The sequence below is a fragment of the Pumilibacter intestinalis genome, from assembly GCF_943193005.1.
Classification (GTDB): Bacteria; Bacillota; Clostridia; order Christensenellales; family Pumilibacteraceae; genus Pumilibacter; species Pumilibacter intestinalis.
On the sequence record NZ_CALPCH010000004.1, the window covers coordinates 130,280 to 148,056 of the forward strand.

General features: G+C 51.9%; 12 protein-coding genes. 1 reads left to right on the plus strand and 11 read right to left on the minus strand.

The features are described 5' to 3' along the window. Positions 1–64: 64 nt before the first annotated feature. The 4 genes from NFR55_RS03270 to NFR55_RS03285 all read right to left on the minus strand — a co-directional run bounded on the left by NFR55_RS03270 (position 65) and on the right by NFR55_RS03285 (position 5,135). Positions 65–1,813, minus strand: a complete 1,749-nt coding sequence (locus NFR55_RS03270) for an NADH-dependent [FeFe] hydrogenase, group A6 (protein WP_251546183.1) — start codon at positions 1,811–1,813, stop codon at positions 65–67. Between the two features lie 10 nt (positions 1,814–1,823). After that, positions 1,824–3,707, minus strand: coding sequence for an NADH-quinone oxidoreductase subunit NuoF (gene nuoF / locus NFR55_RS03275; RefSeq protein ID WP_251546185.1), 1,884 nt, complete (start codon positions 3,705–3,707; stop codon positions 1,824–1,826). A gap of 29 nt (positions 3,708–3,736) precedes the next feature. After that, complete coding sequence (locus NFR55_RS03280) at positions 3,737–4,219, minus strand: NADH-quinone oxidoreductase subunit NuoE family protein (RefSeq protein WP_251546187.1); 483 nt, start codon at positions 4,217–4,219, stop codon at positions 3,737–3,739. A 139-nt stretch (positions 4,220–4,358) separates the two neighbouring features. Beyond that, on the minus strand, positions 4,359–5,135 hold the full coding sequence (locus tag NFR55_RS03285; RefSeq protein ID WP_251546189.1) for an SPOR domain-containing protein: 777 nt from the start codon (positions 5,133–5,135) through the stop codon (positions 4,359–4,361). Between the two features lie 61 nt (positions 5,136–5,196). On the opposite strand from NFR55_RS03285, the gene NFR55_RS03290 reads away from it, so the two are divergent. Next, on the plus strand, positions 5,197–5,871 hold the full coding sequence (locus NFR55_RS03290) for a DUF6062 family protein (RefSeq protein WP_251546191.1): 675 nt from the start codon (positions 5,197–5,199) through the stop codon (positions 5,869–5,871). Between the two features lie 23 nt (positions 5,872–5,894). Here the strand turns inward: NFR55_RS03290 and NFR55_RS03295 are convergent, their stop codons facing one another. From NFR55_RS03295 to carB, 7 genes are all read right to left on the minus strand, one after another. Then, positions 5,895–7,034, minus strand: a complete 1,140-nt coding sequence (locus tag NFR55_RS03295) for an ABC transporter permease (RefSeq protein ID WP_251546192.1) — start codon at positions 7,032–7,034, stop codon at positions 5,895–5,897. A gap of 4 nt (positions 7,035–7,038) precedes the next feature. After that, on the minus strand, positions 7,039–7,731 hold the full coding sequence (locus tag NFR55_RS03300) for an ABC transporter ATP-binding protein (RefSeq protein WP_251546194.1): 693 nt from the start codon (positions 7,729–7,731) through the stop codon (positions 7,039–7,041). 17 nt (positions 7,732–7,748) lie between these two features. Then, positions 7,749–8,423, minus strand: a complete 675-nt coding sequence (locus NFR55_RS03305; protein WP_251546196.1) for an MBL fold metallo-hydrolase — start codon at positions 8,421–8,423, stop codon at positions 7,749–7,751. Between the two features lie 448 nt (positions 8,424–8,871). Next, entirely contained in the window at positions 8,872–10,956 is a 2,085-nt protein-coding gene (locus tag NFR55_RS03310; RefSeq protein ID WP_251546198.1) for a DUF4241 domain-containing protein, read from the minus strand. Next, positions 10,953–12,116: an LL-diaminopimelate aminotransferase gene (locus NFR55_RS03315; protein ID WP_251546200.1), complete on the minus strand. Its 1,164-nt coding sequence runs from the start codon at positions 12,114–12,116 to the stop codon at positions 10,953–10,955. Before NFR55_RS03315 ends, NFR55_RS03310 begins: the two co-directional genes overlap by 4 nt. A 4-nt stretch (positions 12,117–12,120) precedes the next feature. Beyond that, entirely contained in the window at positions 12,121–13,731 is a 1,611-nt protein-coding gene (locus NFR55_RS03320; RefSeq protein ID WP_251546243.1) for a CTP synthase, read from the minus strand. Next, a complete protein-coding gene (gene carB, locus NFR55_RS03325; RefSeq protein WP_251546202.1) occupies positions 13,731–17,774 on the minus strand; it encodes a carbamoyl-phosphate synthase large subunit in 4,044 nt (1,347 codons plus the stop codon). Before carB ends, NFR55_RS03320 begins: the two co-directional genes overlap by 1 nt. Between the last annotated feature and the right edge of the window lie 3 nt (positions 17,775–17,777).

The window sequence follows — 17,777 nt, forward strand, 5'->3', positions numbered from 1 at the left end:
ACCGAGAAAAAACGGAAGCCGCTATTTTACGGCTTCCGTTCCTATTTTTTTACAAACTTGTTTATTATTCGAATTTGGTGCGCTTCGTGTATTTCGTGTGCAAAACCTCGTGCGCCTTATGGCTGTTGGGTTCGCCGAAATATTCTTTATACAAAGTCTTTACTATCGGGTTTTCGTGGCATTTGCGCAACGCGGCTTTTTTATCCGACTTGTAAATGGCTTTGGCTCTAAGCGTTTTAATATCGGTCGTGTTAAGCGTTTTAGCCGAATGTATGGGCTGACCGCCGCCGTTTACGCAACCGCCGGGACAAGTCATTATTTCAACAAACTGATAATCCGCCGTGCCCGCCTTTATCTGCTCCATTATAACTTTGGCGTTCTGCAGAGTGTGCGCAACCGCAACTTTCACTTTGGTGCCGTTCATATCTATAACAGCCGTTTTAATGCCCTTTGTGCCGCGCACAGCCTTAAACTCGAGCTTTTCGGGTTCTTTTCCCGTTACAACCTCGTAAACGGTACGAAGCGCGGCTTCCATAACGCCGCCGGTTGCGCCGAACAAAAGCCCTGCGCTGCTGCCCTCGCCTATGGGGTTATCGAACTCGCTCTCAGGCATTGCCGCAAGGTTTATGCCCTGAGCTTTGAGGAGCTTGGCAAGCTCGCGCGTGGTGAGCACTATATCTATATCGGGATAGCCGCTTGCCGACTGACTGTCGCGCGTGCGTTCGAATTTCTTCGCCGTGCAAGGCATAACAGCAACCACAACCATCTTTGCGGGGTCTATGTCGAATTTCTCGGCGTAGTACGTTTTCATTATCGCGCCGAACATTTGTTGGGGCGATTTGCAGGTGGAAAGGTGGTCTATGAGTTCGGGATAGTAGTATTCTATATAGCGTATCCAACCCGGACTGCAACTCGTAATCATGGGCAGTTTGGCGTTGGGATTTTTGAGCCTCGAGAGCAGTTCGTATCCCTCTTCCATTATGGTCATATCCGCCGCCATGTCTACGTCAAACACTTTGTCCGCACCGAGAGCCTTTATAGCCGACACCATTTTGCCCTCGACGTCCGTGCCTATGGGATAACCGAATTCTTCGCCCACCGCCACGCGCACCGACGGAGCAGTGCCGATTATTACGTATTTGTCGGGATTGGCTATGGCGTCGAGCACCTCGTGCGTGTTGTCGCGCTCGGTAAGCGCGCCCACGGGGCACACGTTTATACACTGACCGCAGGCAACGCAAGGAACTTTATCCAAAGAACGCTCGAACGCACTGCCTATATGGGTATTAAAGCCGCGCCCGTTAGGTCCTATAACGCCCACGCCCTGTATCTTGTTGCACACGGCTACGCATCTGCGGCACAGTATGCACTTGTTGTTGTCGCGCACCAAATACGGATTGTTGTCGTCAAGCTCGTACTTGTTGGTTACGCCCTCGTAAGCCACGGGGTCGCAGTTGTATTCCTGACTGAGTTTGCTCAGTTCGCAGTTGCCGTTGCGCACGCACGAAAGGCACTTTTTCTCGTGGTTGGAAAGGATTAGCTCTATCGTGGTTTTTCTCGAGTTTCTCACCTTGGGGGTGTTGGTAAACACCTCCATGCCGTCGCGAACCACGGTGGAACACGACGCGGCGAGATTGCGCATGCCTTTTATTTCCACCACGCAAACGCGGCAGCTTCCGTCGTTGCACACGTCTTTGAGATAACACAGCGTGGGTATATCGAAGCCCGCGGCGCGAGCCGCGTCGAGCACCTTTGTGCCCTCGTCTACCGTAACGGTTACGTTGTTTATTTTAAGTGTAACTTGCTTTTTCATGAGTTCCTCCCTACTTCTCTATCGCGCCTTTGGGGCAACGTGCGATACATGCGCCGCACTTAATGCACTTGGCAGGGTCTATAGAGTGCGTTTGTTTAAGCTCGCCCGAAATGGCGTTTACGGGACAATTGCGTTTGCAGAGCGTGCAACCTATGCACTTATCCGGATTGATTTTGTACGAAACGAGCGCTTTGCATACTCCCGCGGGGCATTTTTTATCGCGCACGTGCGCCACGTATTCGTCGCGGAAATATCTGAGAGTGCTCAAAACGGGATTGGGCGCGGTTTGACCGAGTCCGCACAAAGAGTTCTCTTTTATGTAGTAGCAAAGCTGCTCCATTTTTTCGAGGTCTTCCATTTCGGCGGTGCCTTTGGTAACCTTATCGAGCATTTCGTAAAGGCGTTTGTTGCCTATGCGGCAAGGCGTGCACTTTCCGCAAGACTCGTCTACGGTGAACTCGAGGAAGAATTTGGCGATGTCAACCATGCAGTTGTCTTCGTCCATTACTATGAGTCCGCCGCTGCCCATCATAGAGCCTATGGCTATGAGATTGTCGTAATCTATCTTTGTGTCTATGAGCGACGCGGGAATACAGCCGCCGCTCGGTCCGCCCGTTTGAGCCGCCTTGAACTTTTTGCCGCCGGGTACGCCTCCGCCTATCTCCTCTATTATGGTGCGCAGAGTCGTGCCCATGGGTATCTCCACGAGTCCGGTGTTTATAATCTTGCCGCCGAGCGCGAATACCTTTGTGCCCTTGCTCTTTTCCGTGCCCATAGAGGCGAACCATTCCGCGCCTTTGAGTATTATCTGCGTAATGTTGCCGTAGGTTTCCACGTTGTTTATAAGCGTGGGCTGACCGAACAATCCCTTAACCGCGGGGAACGGAGGTCGCTGACGAGGCTCGCCGCGCTTGCCTTCGGTAGACTGCAAAAGAGCGGTTTCTTCGCCGCAAACGAACGCGCCCGCGCCCAAACGAAGCTCTATATCGAAATTGTGACCCAGTCCCATGGCGTTCTTGCCGAGTATGCCGTATTCGCGAGCCTGACCTATCGCAACTTCCAGTCTATGCACCGCTATGGGATATTCTGCGCGCACGTATATGTAGCCCTGCTCCGCGCCTATGGCGTAGCCCGCTATCATCATGGCTTCTATAACCGTGTGCGGGTCGCCCTCGAGCACCGACCTGTCCATGAACGCGCCGGGGTCGCCCTCGTCGGCGTTGCAAACAACGTATTTAACCTTGGATACCGAGTTGTGCGCAAACTCCCACTTTGTGCCCGTGGGGAAACCGCCGCCGCCGCGCCCGCGCAATCCGCTCTTTTTGATAACCTCTATAACCTCTTCGGGCGACATCTCTTTGAGAACTTTCTCGTATGCGAGATAGCCGTCGCGAGCAAGGTATTCGTCTATGTTTTCGGGGTCTATGAGTCCGCAGTTGCGGAGCACCACTCTCTTTTGGCTCTTATAAAACGACGTTTCGTTTATGGCTTTGGCTACGCCGCTCGCGTCCTTCTCGCTGTGCAAAAGCCTTTCGACGGGCACGCCGCCCTTTATGTGGCTTTCCACTATTTCGCGGGCGTCCTCGGGTTTAACGTGAGTGTAGAACGAACCGTCGGGATACACAACCACGATAGGACCTTTGGCGCAAAGACCGAAACAGCCCGTCATGATGAGCTTTACCTCTTTTTCGAGTCCGTGCTCGCCGAGCGCGGCTTTAATCTCCTCAGCAATCTTCACGCTGTTGCCCGAAGTGCAACCCGTACCTCCGCAAACGAGTATGTGCTTTTTTATTTCGGGGTCCGCGCCCATATCGTATTCGCCCGCCATTGCTCTGTTGCAAAGACAAACTTTCATACGGTCGCGTATTTGCTGTAACTGTTCCAATGTTTTCATTATGAAATTTCTCCTCCGTCTATGCCCGCTCAGTCGTTGTATTTTGCAAGTATCTTGTCAACGTCGTCAACCGTAACTTTGCCGTACACCTCTTCGTTTACGGTAAGCACGGGCGCAAGACCGCAACAACCTATGCAACGCGTGGCGTCGAGCGTAAACTTGCGGTCGGGCGTGGTTTCGCCCGGCTCTATGCCGAGTTTCTCTTTGAATTTATTGAGCACGTCGCCGCTGCCCTTTACGTAGCATGCGGTGCCGAGACATATGCCTATCGTGTATTTTCCCTTGGGATTGAGATTGAATTGCGAATAGAACGTGGCTATTCCGTATATCTCTTCGAGCGGAACGTCGAACTTGTCCGCAATGCGCGTTTGCACCTCTATGGGCAGATAACCGTATATTTCCTGCGCCTTTTGAAGCGCTTTCATAAGCGGTCCGGGAACGGTTTCAAGCTCGCACAAAACTTCGTCGAACGCTTTGTCTTGCTCGGGCGTACCCACAAAATTGTTACTCATGTTACCCTGTATTCTCCTGAATTTTATTTGTGCCCTCTCGCATAAAAAAGGGCGCGACGCGCCACGCCTATCCCATCATTTTCGGATGCCGTACTTCGTCTATTTAATCATAACACAAATATCGTTTTTTTTCAAGTATTTACGACAAGTTTTTGGATTTATTCGCAAACTCTTCGCTTCTTACGCAGATTATATCCGCTATTTCGCACAAAGTATATTTTACCGACTGCGCCACGTTCTTTTCCGTTCTCGCGAGTTTGTCGAGCGACTCCGATATTTCGCCCAAAAGTTTGCTCAAATAAATGCAGGCTCTCTCCTCATGCTCCGAACATTTTTCGGCATAGCTCGCCGCCGTAACGCTCATTTTGAGCACGGCATACAAAGCAGCCGCTTCGGATATTTCTTTCGTGTCGGCTTTGACCGACACCGCATACAGCTCGTCGAACAGCTCGTCGGGCTTGGGAAGCATTTCTTTGAGAAGGGCGGCTATCGCTTTGCTTTTGGGCTTTTCCGCGCTTATCGCGGGGCGCGACGCAGTAAAAACCTCGGCGGTTTCGCCCGCGCTTACAAGCCTTGCGCACACCTCGTCGGCGTCCGACTTGTCGGCGTAGCAAGCCGCCATAACCTTGTATTCGCTCTTGCCGTACAGATAACCCGCGCCGCCCGATTTTATCACGTCGTCGGCACGCTTCGACGCGGCGGAGATATCGCCGTATTTTCCCATGGAAACATAGCGGTACTCGCGAGCCGCAACAAAAAGTTTTCCGTCCGAATACGAAAACCACAGCACGCCGCCGATTACGAGCAAACAAATTATCACAATCGCGGCTATAAGTCTGCCCGCGTAAATTCTGCGCACCGTTTTATATTTGGGGCTTTTTCTTTTTTTCTCGATTATATACGGCTCTTCTTGCATATCGGTTTCCTTTATGGTATAATATCCACACTAATACCGATATGCCGAGAGGAGCTTCGATATGCAATATCACATACAAACCGAGCCGATTTGGGAGGCATTCCAAAGCGATTGCGACTGCCCCATGTGCCGCATTTACGAAAAGAGCGAAACCAGACTCGTGGAACAGTATCTCAACGAAGCCGTAATGGAACCCGACTACCGCGTGGAGGTGAACAAATACGGATTTTGCAAAGAACATCTGCGCAAACTCTTCGCGGGCAAAAACAAGCTCGGACTCGCTTTGCAGTTGCACACCCGCACTTTGCAAGTGCGCTCGCAAATCAAGCCCTGCTCGAATTACAAACAGGCGTTGAAACAAGCCGTCGAGCTGGCCGAAACGCTCGACAGTTGCGTTATATGCCGAAGCGTGGACGAAATGATGAAACGCTACGCCTACACCGTAGCGCAAATGTACGCGCTCGAAGAAGATTTCAAGCACGCGTTCCAAAAGTGCAACGGCTTTTGCATGCCGCACTACACCCTCTTACTGCGCGAGAGCAACAAAGCGGGCGGCAAAACGGCGGCATACGTTACCGAACTCGTATACGTGCAAAACCGCTCGCTCGACAGAGTTTGCAACGACCTCGACCGCTTCGCCCAAATGTTCGACTACCGAAACGCGGGCAGCGCGGTGCGCCCCGACCCCGAAACCGTGCCTTCGGCAATACGCAAACTCAAAGGCAGAATTTTGTAATACGGAGGCATTAAATAATACAATCACTCCGTCATGATTTTTTTGAGCGAAGTTTTCTTTATCTTGAGAGAATACGCAAACATCATGAGTTCGTAAACGGCTACGAACAACGGCAAGAATATCGCAAGCGCGACAAAATCGAATCCGTAGCTTGCGATATTTTGTATATCCGCATAAACTAAGCTCATCATTATTTTGAGCAGTCCGTACTGATACAGAGTGCCTACGGCAAACCCGATATAAGAAACGGGTCGGTAAGCTCCGAGCACCGCTTTGGAACGCTCTTTGGGAGTATAGCCGAACGCCTCGAGCAAAGCGACCGTTTTGGCGTGCTCTTTCACCACGCTCGAGAGCGACAAAAACAGCGTAACGAAAGCGAGTACAAGACCTATGGTTATCATTATAAACGCCATTTGCGCCGAAGCGAGTTTTTTCATGGAAAACGACATTTGAGTCATGGCGGAAAAGCAAAACGCCGAAAATGCAATGAAGAACACCGCGCTCTTTTTGCCGCGCAAAGTGTTCGAGCGCAATTCGCTCAAAAACGAACGCTCTTTGTCGCTTTGCTTGTTGCGTTTATTTTTGATTTCATGCGCGTTTTTCAATAATTCGAGCGGCGGCTTTTTCAACTTATACCACGCATAGAATATCGCGAGGAGCGAAAACACCGCCGACGGCAAAATCACAAGGCACAGAAACAGCGAAAAATGAAACTTTACGGCTATATCGGGAAAGAGCTTTTCGGCGTTCTGCAATTTGTAAAAGGCGGGCAAATATAAGTATGCCGCGGCGAACCCCGCCGCGCAACCTGCGAGCACGCTCAATCCGAACACCCAAAATCGCAACGCCGTTTTCATATTCGAACACCCCAAAGCCTTGAGTATGCCCAAATCGCGCCCGTGAGAGTCGATATAATTTTTAACGTAAAACAACAGCAGTACCGCCGAGGTTATCACCAAGCAACCGCCCGCAACTGCGGCGGTCACCTTTCCCGTGGTTATCAAAGCGTTATAAAGCGTAACGGCGGCATCCGACGAAAGAGAGTCTTTTATGCCCGCGATATCCATGTTGTAGCTCAAAAAGAGGGTGCACACGAAAGCGGCGCAACACATAACTATCGAAACTCCGAACAACTTCAATAACGATTTTACGTTTATAAGCATAGGCTCACCACCCTATTTCGTATGCCGATTTGGGCGCGGGATTGCTCTTTATCTCGGCTATAACGCCGCTGTTCATTCTTATAATTCTGTCGGCGGTTGCGGCAATGTTTTCGTTGTGAGTCACGGCAACCATGGTAAAGCCGAGTTCGCGCTTAAGTTTTATTAAGTAGTCGAGCACCTGTCTGCCCGTGGCTTCGTCGAGTGCGCCCGTCGGCTCGTCGAGAAACAGTATGCGCGGCTTTTTGGCGAGAGCGCGGGCAATCGACACCCTTTGTTGTTCTCCGCCCGAAAGCTGTGCGGGATATTTCTTTTTCTTGTTTTCAAGCCCTACCGCCGCGATAATCTGCCCGTAATCTTTATTGTCGGCAAGGTCCGCGCCCATGCGCACGTTTTTCTCCGCGGTCATATCGGGCAACAAGTAATACTGCTGAAACACAAAGCCCACGTTGCGCCTGCGAAATGCGGTAAGTTCTTCGTCTTTGAACGCGGATATATCTTCCCCGTCGTAAAACACGCCGCCCGAGGTTGGCGTTTCCAAACCCGACGTCACGTTCAAAAGAGTGGATTTGCCGCTTCCCGACGCACCGAGAATAACAACGTACTCTCCGTCGTCCACCGTTACGTCAACGCCTTTGAGAGCTTCGGTTTTGCTCTCCCCGCTCCCGTACGATTTATATACGTTTTTAAGTTCTATCATGTTTTTTGCTTCTCGGTTCAAACGCAATACGTTTCGCCTTCGCGAGCAACGGTTACGAGCGGCGACGGGCTTACGTAGTTTAACGCGGGATTTAGATGCGTAGCAATGGTTTGCGCCTTGAGAGTTTTGGCTATAAACGCCGCCTCGGAAAGCGACAGGTGCGGCGCGGGCGTATTTTCCGCCCTGCCGCAGTCGAGCAAAAGCAAATCGCTTCCCGCCGCGATTTCGGTAATTTCGGGGCAAAACGCCGTGTCGCCGCTGTAAAACAGCGTTCTTCCGCCCGAGCTTATACGCATGGAATAGCTCTCGAGAGGGTGTCGCATTTTTTCAAACGAAAAATCGAACTCGCCTATCCGCATATTCGGCTTAATAAACTTTATGTCGAAGCCGTCGAGGTCGTCTATGATTTTGCGCTGAAAGCAGTCGGTATCGGGCATGATAAGTTCCACCCGCTTGTCCTTAGCTTTAAGACAGTAGCTGAAAGGAAGCAAGTCGCAAATGTGGTCGTAATGCAAATGACTCAAAACAACGGCTCGCAAATTCTCCGCCGCAACAAAGCGAGCAAGCCTTCCGAGCGCACCGCTTCCGAAATCGAGCGCAACCGCTGCGCTCTCGCCCTGCAAAAGATAACTCGACGTGCCGCCGCCGGCCGCGGGATACGGTCCGTATTTTCCGAGTACGGTCAATTTCATGTTAAAACGCCTCCTTGCAATATTCTTTCAATACCACAACTTTGCGAATTTGTCAATACCTTTTACAAAAATTTTCGCAAAAAAATTTCTCGATAATGTATTGCTTTTTGCCCGAACATGGGATATACTATGGGTGTAGGAAACGAAAGGTTGTTTCCTGCGGTGTTCGACGTGGCGTGTAATATTTAACCACAGAACTTAAAAGGGATTGCTTGTATATGCGTAACATGTCGGGCCGCAACCGCGGACTTGAGCCATGCGGTTTCCCTCCAAATATAAATCCGGAGCGAACAGCGGAAGACAGACGACGCAATCGGCTTGCCCACCTGCCAAACGGCGGGTTAAGATTGAGCGCACCGACGGCATTGTGGGGCAACTTTCGAGTAAGACGGCGTTTACTTATGTAACCGCCGTTTTCCTTTATATAAAAACTCATATGTAAAAAGACTCAATCGAGATTTTCGAAAAATGCCTTTACTTTTTCGGTAAGAGCTTGGTCGTCGCAACCGCACAAAAATTCGTTTACGTATTCTTTTTCGAGCTTTGCGGCAGGCTCGCCCCGCTTTTTGGCTATGCGGGCGCGTTTTACGAAAACCTCTTCCGCCTCGGCTATATCCGAATACATTTTGAGCGCGGCTTGCGCTTTGGCTATATCGCCGCTCTCTATATAGCAATCTATAAGCGACGACAGCACGTCGTCTTCCTCGCACAGCCTAAACGCCGAAGCGAGATACCTTTCCGCTTTGGCGTACTTTTTTTCGAACAGGTAAGCGAGTCCGAGATAGTAAATATATCGGGCTTCGTCGCTCTTTCTCAGCATTTTACCGTAACGCTTTGCAAGCCCCCTGTCGCCGCCCGCGAAAGCGGCTTTTATGAGAAGGGCGTAATATTTTGGCGAGTCGTTTATGTTGCGGATAATGTGCACGTACCCCGCCGCCGCTTCGTCGTATTCGCCCATTTCGGCATACGCCGCGGCGCGAACGCTGTAGCCGTATTCGGTTCGGGGAAGCGACTCCGTGTACCTCGTAGCCCATTTCACCACGTTTTTGTAGTTAAACAGCAGGCTGTCGAACTCTATCAGTTTTTCGAGTGTATTCAAATAGTCGGGATTAACGTCGAGAGCCTTCATTGCGTCCACATACGCCGCCGCAAAATCGTTGTCGGCTATGTGAATAGACGAGCGGATATCGTAATATATTTCGCTCGCTCTGCCCTCCAAAAGATAGGAATCGAGCACCTTGAGAGCTTCGCCGTATCTGCCGAGAAAGGTAAGGCATGTGGCTTTGTCGAGTATGGACTCGTTCAGTTTGAACTCGTCTATCAGCACGTCGAGGTCGAGTATCGCCTTTTCGTACTCCTCGCACGCTATATATATTTCGCTGCGCTTTATATACGCCGACGGGTCGCGCGGTCGGGCGGCAACCATCTCGTCCGCCGCCTCGAGAGCCTTTTTGTAATCTTTGTTATCGCGATACACGTCTATGAGTCCCGCATACGCTCCGCCGTAAAAGGTGTCCGACACCTTGCATGCGTCCGAATACAAATTTATCGCGTCGTCGACCTTGCCGGCGTTGCGGTAGATATTTGCGGCGTTATCGTACAAAGACCATGCGTGCATCAAAAAGTTTGCGGCGTTTTCCTTTTGTCTTCCCAGCTCTATGGCTTTGAGATAGTCGCCGAGAGCTTCGTCGTATCTGCCCGCGGTGTGATACGAGTATCCGCGCCGCGAGTAGGCGTTGAAAAGCGCGACGGCGTCGTCTTCTCCGCTCTCAATCACCATAGTGCAACGCGCTATGCCGTTTTCGGCGTCGCTCTTTTTTGGGTCGGGTATATACAAATCCTCCGCCGAAACGTCGAATTCGAATTCTTCGGTTTCGCGATTGTCTTTTTTCTTTGCGGGCTTTACCATGGCAAAGTCGCAAATCAGCCCCTTAATTTCGCCGTCTTCGCCTATGCCCAAATAACTGCTGTAGTTGCCTTCGCCCCAGCCCGTGTTGAACGTGGGCAACAAAACGTCTTTAAGTTTGCATATCTGCGCACAGCCGCCGTCCATATTCACCGCTCCGTCGAGCGGGTGGAAAGTTTGTTCGCCCGATTTTACAAGCTCTGCGAAATCGCCGAAAGTTTTGATATCGCACAGTGCGCCGAACCCGCTGCTCACCGTTACGCCCACCGTTTCGTCGGGCGAGAGCAGTTTAAGAGCGTCGCGCTCGTCTGTAAAGGCGAGCCGCCACACCGCGGCGTTTTTGAGTTCTCCTCCGTCAAGGCCGGCAAGCGCAACCCTGTCGCCGTTCGACGTGGATATCATCAACATAAACGGGCGGTATTTCCCCGTGGGAAAACGAGTTGCGAACGGTCTGCCGCGCCCGGGATTGTAGGGGTCGAAAAAGCAGACCGCTCCGGTGGAAATTTCTATTTCGCCCGGCTCAACGCGCGTTAGCTTGTAGCCGCCGAAATCTCCACCGCACAAAACCGCGGAATAATCCGCGTTTGCATACAGTCTGCTTTTGCTGATTTTATATACCTTTTTCAAGCGAATACTTTTTCAAACCTCCGCATTGCTTCCGCCGTATTCTCCTCGTCGTTGAAAGCGGTTAAACGGAAAAAACCCTCTCCGTTTCGCCCGAACCCCGCGCCGGGTGTGCCCACCACGTTAGCCTCGGCAAGCAGTTTGTCGAAAAAGTCCCAACTGTTGCCGCCGCACTTGAGCCAAATATACGGCGAGTTTACGCCGCCCGTATGGTATATTCCCATTTTTCCGAGCGTGGCGGATATGATTGCGGCGTTCTTTTTGTACACGCCTATATTCGCGCTTATCTGCTCGCGCCCCGTCGCGGTAAACACGGCTTCCGCCATGCGCTGAACCACGTAGGAAACGCCGTTGAATTTGGTTGACTGCCGCCTTAGCCACATTTTGTTCGGTTTTCCGAGCGCATGCGGCACAATCGCGTAACCGCAACGCGTGCCCGTAAAACCCGCCGTTTTGCTTAGCGAGCAAAATTCAATCGCGCACTCTTTCGCGCCCTCTATTTCGAAAATCGAACGGGGCAATTTCGGGTCGGACACGAAAAACTCGTAAGCCGCGTCGAAGAGAATTACCGCTTTGCACTCGAGCGCGTAATCCACCCACTGTTTGAGCTGAATGCGGTTGTACGCCGCGCCCGTGGGATTATTGGGCGAACAAATGTATATTATATCCGCTTTGCGTTTTTTATCCGGAAGCGGCAAAAATCCGTTTTCCTCGCACGCGTCGGCGTATATTATTTTCCTCCCCTGCATTACGTTTGTGTCCACGTAAACGGGATACACGGGGTCGGGCACCAAAACGGTGCAATCCTCCGAAAACAGGTCGAGAATATTCCCCACGTCCGACTTTGCGCCGTCGGATACGAACACCTCGTCTTCGGATATTTCTATTCCTCGCTCACGGTACGAATCGGCAATCTTTTGCGTTAAAAAGGTATAACCGCGGTAAGGTCCGTAGCCGCGGAAGGTCTGCTTAACGCCCATTTCTTCAACGGCGCGTTTGCCCGCTTCCACAACCGCGGAGCAAAGCGGCAACGTAACGTCGCCTATACCTAACTTGATTATGTTTTTGTCGGGGTTTAAGCGTTTGTAAGCGGATACTCGGTTTTCCACCTCGGCAAAAAGATAGCTGTCCACAAGATTGTCGAAATTCGCATTGAGCTTCAATATTTTAATTCTCCTGCTTTTTATTTTTCAGCGACGCCGCTATAAATTGCACGAACAACGGGTGCGGGCGGTGCGGACGGGACTTGAATTCGGGGTGATACTGCACGCCCAAATGGAATTTTTTGCCGCGCACCTCCACCGCCTCCACAAGCGTGTTGTCGGGGCTCGTGCCCACGATATCGAGTCCGAGCTCGTCGAATTTTTCGCGGTACGCGTTGTTAAACTCGTAACGGTGACGGTGGCGTTCCATTACGCTCGCCTGCTTGTATGCGCGGCTCAGTATGCTACCCTCTTTTATTTTGCACTCGTACGCGCCAAGCCGCATGCTGCCGCCGGTGTTTTCGTAGCCTATCTGCCCTTCCATTATGTCTATAACTTTGTTTTGCGACTCCATATCGAACTCGCGACTGTTGGCGTCGGCGAGTCCCGCCACGTGACGGGCAAAGTCTATAACCGCTATTTGCATGCCTAAGCATATCCCGAAATAGGGCACGTCGTTTTCGCGGCAGTAGCGGGCGGCGTTCACCATGCCTTCAATTCCCCTGTCGCCGAAGCCGCCGGGCAGAATTATGCCGTCGCACTCGCCGAGTATTTCTTTCGCGGTTTCGGGGGTTATGCGCTCGGCGTCCAGCCACTTTAAGTCTATCTTCGCGCCGTTCTCTATGCCCGCATGCGTGAGAGCCTCCACTATGGAAAGATACGCGTCGTACATCTTTACATATTTACCGACAAGCCCGATTGTTACCGTTTTATTGCGGGAATGCGCTTTTACGAGCATTTCTTTCCACACGGTAAGGTCGGGCGGGTTGTCCGGAAGCCCGAGTTCGCGCGATACTATTTCGGTAAACTTGCTGTCTTCGAGCATTATGGGCGCTTCGTACAAAATGGAAACGTCACGGTTCTCTATAACGCAATCGGGCGGCACGTTGCAAAACATGGATATCTTTTTGCGAGCCGCTTCGTCTATGGGTCTGCTGCACCTGAGCACTACGAGATTGGGCGTTATGCCGAGACTTTGCAGTTCCTTAACGCTGTGTTGCGTGGGCTTGGTCTTCATTTCGCCGCTCGAGCTTATCACGGGCGCGAGCGTAACGTGAATGAACAGGCAGTTTTCGCGCCCCGCTTCGTTGGATACCTGTCTGATAGCTTCCAAAAACGGAAGACTTTCGATATCGCCCGTAGTGCCGCCTATTTCGGTTATTACCACGTCGGCGTTAATCTTCTTGCCCACCGAATATATGAATTTCTTTATTTCGTTGGTTATATGCGGAATTACCTGCACCGTTTCGCCGTTGTAAACGCCCTTGCGCTCGTTGTCGAGAACGTTCCAATACACTTTGCCGGTGGTGAGGTTGCTGTATTTATTCAGGTTTTCGTCTATAAAACGCTCGTAATGCCCGAGGTCGAGGTCGGTTTCCGCGCCGTCTTCGGTAACGAAAACTTCTCCGTGCTGATACGGACTCATAGTGCCGGGGTCCATATTTATATACGGGTCGAGCTTTTGAGCTATTACTTTGAGTCCTTTGGCTTTGAGCATCATTCCTATGCTCGCCGCAGTTATGCCCTTGCCCAGTCCCGAGACCACGCCGCCGGTAACGAAAATATATTTCTTTATCATAAACGCACCACTCCTTTGAATATCTCGCACGCTTCGCCCGTCATGTATACGGTGTCTTGCGCGTATCTTATCGTAAGTTCGCCGCCCTGAAGTCTTACCGTTATATCCGCGTCGCGGTCGCAGTGTCCTGCGAGCACCGCCGCAACAACCGCCGCGCACGCGCCCGTGCCGCAGGCATACGTTTCGCCGCTTCCGCGCTCCCACACCCGCATTTTGAGGTGCGTGCGGTCTATAACCTGCACGAACTCCACGTTAACCCGCTCGGGGAACAGCGCGTCGCACTCTATGGCTTTGCCTACCTTTTCCACGTCCGACTGCCCCACGTTTTCCACGAACATAACGCAGTGCGGATTGCCCATGGATACGCAGGTTATTTCGCGTTCCTTGCCGCCAACCGTAACTTTGCGCCCCACAACCTCGTTTCCGTCGAGTTTAACGGGCACGGCGGAGGGCTTGAGCGCGGGCGCGCCCATATCCACCCTTGCCGAATTCACGTATCCGCCGCGAACGTAAAGCCACAGCTTTTTAATGCCGCTTTTGGTTTCTATCGAGAGTTCTTTTTTATCTCCAACTTTTCCGTAGTCGTAGAGGTACTTTGCCACGCAACGTATGGCGTTGCCGCACATCATGCCCTCCGTTCCGTCGGAATTGAACATGCGCATTTGCGCGTCGGCAACTGCGGACGGGCATATAAACACAACGCCGTCGCCGCCCACGCCGAAATGGCGTTCGCTCAAATTCACCGCCACCGACTCCATGTTGGTTATGTTGCGGTTAAGGCAATCGATATATATGTAGTCGTTGCCGCAACCCTGCATTTTAATGAAATTGAGTTTTTGCCGCTCCGACCGCATGTTGTTTATATCCACAAGCTCGGTGTTGTAAGCCGAATATCTCGACTTGAGCGAATACGCGAGAGCTTTCGCGGTGTCTATGCTGGTAAGGCAGGGCACCGATAACGCAACCGCTCTGCGCCTTAGTTTCACGTCGTCTTCGGTGGGTATTCTTCCCTTTGTGGAGGTGGAAATGAGCAAATCCACTTTGCCGCTCGAGAGAAGCGTCATGGTGTTTTCTTTGCCGTTTTCGTTTATCTTTTCCACCTCGGTTACGGCAAAACCGCTCTTGCGTATTATTTTTGCCGTACCGTGCGTGGCATATATCTCGTATCCGAGTTCGCTGTACGCCTTTGCTATATCGGCTATTTCGGGCTTGTCGGCGTCGCGCACCGATATGAGTATGCCGCCCGATTTCTGCATTTTGTAGCCCGCCGCAAGCAGTCCTTTATAGAGAGCTTCGTCGAGCGTTTTGCCTATGCCGAGCACCTCGCCCGTGGATTTCATTTCGGGTCCTAAGTGAGTATCGAGGTCGGCGAGCTTTTCGAAGCTGAAAATGGGCACTTTTACCGCAACGTACGGCGACGACTTATAAAGCCCCGTGCCGTAGCCGAGCTTATCGAGTTTTTTGCCGAGCATGCACAGCGTGGCAAGCTGTATCATGGGCACTCCCGTTACTTTGGAAATATACGGTATGGTACGCGACGAACGGGGGTTCACCTCGATTACGTATATCTTATTGTCGGCGATTATATACTGTATGTTTACAAGCCCTTTGGTGTCGAGCGCGCTCGCGAGCTTGCCGGTGTAGTCTACGAGCTTTTCGCGCATTTCGTCGGTTACGTTGTGGGCGGGATAAACGGCAATACTGTCGCCGCTGTGTATTCCCGCGCGTTCTATGTGTTCCATAATACCGGGTATGAGTATGTTTTCGCCGTCGCAAATGGCGTCTACCTCTATCTCCGTACCCATCATGTATTTGTCTATGAGTATGTTGTTGTCTTTGTTCTGCGAAAGTATTACTTTCATGTATTCGCGTATATCCGCTTCGGAAAACGCGATTATCATGTTTTGCCCGCCGAGCACGTAGCTGGGGCGCATGAGCACGGGATACCCGAGCGACTCGCCCGCTTTGAGCGCTTCCTCGAGGGTTTTAACCGTAACTCCCTTAGGCCGTGCTATGCCGAGCTCTTCGAGTAACTCGTCGAACCGCTCGCGGTCCTCCGCCCTGTCTATGCTGTCCGCGCTCGTGCCGAGTATGCGCACACCGTTGTCGGAAAGGTGCTTTGTGAGTTTGATTGCGGTTTGTCCGCCGAACGCAACCACCACTCCGTACGGCTTTTCGGTTGCTATAACGTTGTCTACGTCTTCGGGCGTGAGCGGCTCGAAATACAGCCTGTCCGCCGTGTCGAAATCGGTGGAAACCGTTTCGGGGTTGTTGTTTACTATGGCAACCTCGTAGCCCGCTTCTTTGAGAGCCCACACGCAGTGCACCGAAGCGTAATCGAATTCTATACCCTGACCTATGCGAATGGGACCCGAGCCGAACACTATTACTCTGCGCTTGCCGCTCTTGCGCTCCGCCATAAACGCGGCGGCCTCGTTTTCGTTGTCGTACGTGGAATAGAAATACGGCGTTTCGGCTTTGAACTCCGCTCCGCAGGTATCAACCATTTTGTATACCGCGCGGGCGTGCCGCGTGAGTTTGCGCCCCGTTATGTTTTCAAGCGCTTTATCGGGATATCCGAGCTTTTTGGCGCGAGCATAGGTTTCGGAGTCGAGTTCCTTGCCCTCTATGCTCTTTTCGAAGCGCAACAAATTGTCTATCTTGTTTAAGAACCACCTGTCTATAAGCGTTTTGTCGGCGATTTGGTCCACGGTGAAACCGCGCTCGAGCGCTTCGTACAAAAGGAACAGGCGGTAATCGGACGCGGGCATCAAGCCCTCGAACACCTGTTCGTCCGTCCACTCGGCAAACCTGTCCGATTTGAGAGTGAGTTGATTTTCCGCGCCGCGCACAGCTTTTAACAGCGCCGCTTCGAAATAGGGCGCAATCGCCATAACCTCGCCCGTGGCTTTCATCTGCGTGCCGAGCGTACGTTTTGCGTACACGAATTTATCGAACGGCCACTTGGGCAGTTTTACAACGATATAGTCTATGGTGGGCTCGAAGCAAGCGCACGTTTTCTTGGTAACGGCGTTGGGTATTTCGTCGAGCGTGTAACCGAGCGCCAAAAGCGTGGAAACCTTTGCAATGGGATATCCCGTAGCCTTGCTCGCAAGCGCGGAAGAACGGCTTACGCGCGGGTTAACCTCTATAACCGCGTATTCGAAACTGTTGGGATTGAGCGCGAATTGGCAGTTGCAACCGCCCACTACGTCGAGCGCGTTTATGATATCGAGAGCCGCGCTTCTGAGCATTTGAAATTCTTTGTCGGCAAGCGTAACGGTGGGCGCAACCACAACGCTGTCGCCCGTGTGAATACCCACGGGGTCGAGGTTCTCCATACTGCATATGGCTATGGCGTTGCCCGCGCTGTCGCGCATTACCTCGAATTCTATTTCTTTCCACCCGTATATGCTCTTTTCCACGAGCACCTGCCCTATGGGGCTGAGTTCGAGTCCGCCTTTGGTGATTTCACGCAATTCGGTTTCGTTATCGGCTATGCCGCCGCCCGCGCCGCCCAAAGTGAACGCGGGGCGTATTATTATGGGATACCCTATCTCGCCCGCAAACTTTACCGCCGACTCAACGTCGGTAACCACAAGCGACGGCACGCACGGCTGACCTATGGAAAGCATGGTGTCTTTGAACATCTGCCTGTCTTCGGCTTTGTCTATGGTGTCTACCTTCATGCCGAGCAGTTTCACGCCGCGGCTCTCCAAAAAACCCGACTTTGCGAGTTGCATGGAAAGCGTAAGACCGGTCTGACCGCCCAGTCCCGGCAAAATGCTGTCCGGCTTTTCAAGGTCTATTATGCGCTCGAGCGTGGTAAGATTGAGCGGCTCTATGTAAATCGAGTCCGCCATGGCTTTGTCGGTCATTATTGTGGCGGGATTGCTGTTAACGAGCACCACCTCTATCTTTTCGGACTTGAGCGTGCGGCACGCCTGAGTGCCCGCGTAGTCGAATTCGGCGGCTTGCCCTATGGTGATGGGACCAGAACCGATAACCAAAACTTTCTTGATATCTTTATTCTTCGGCATAAT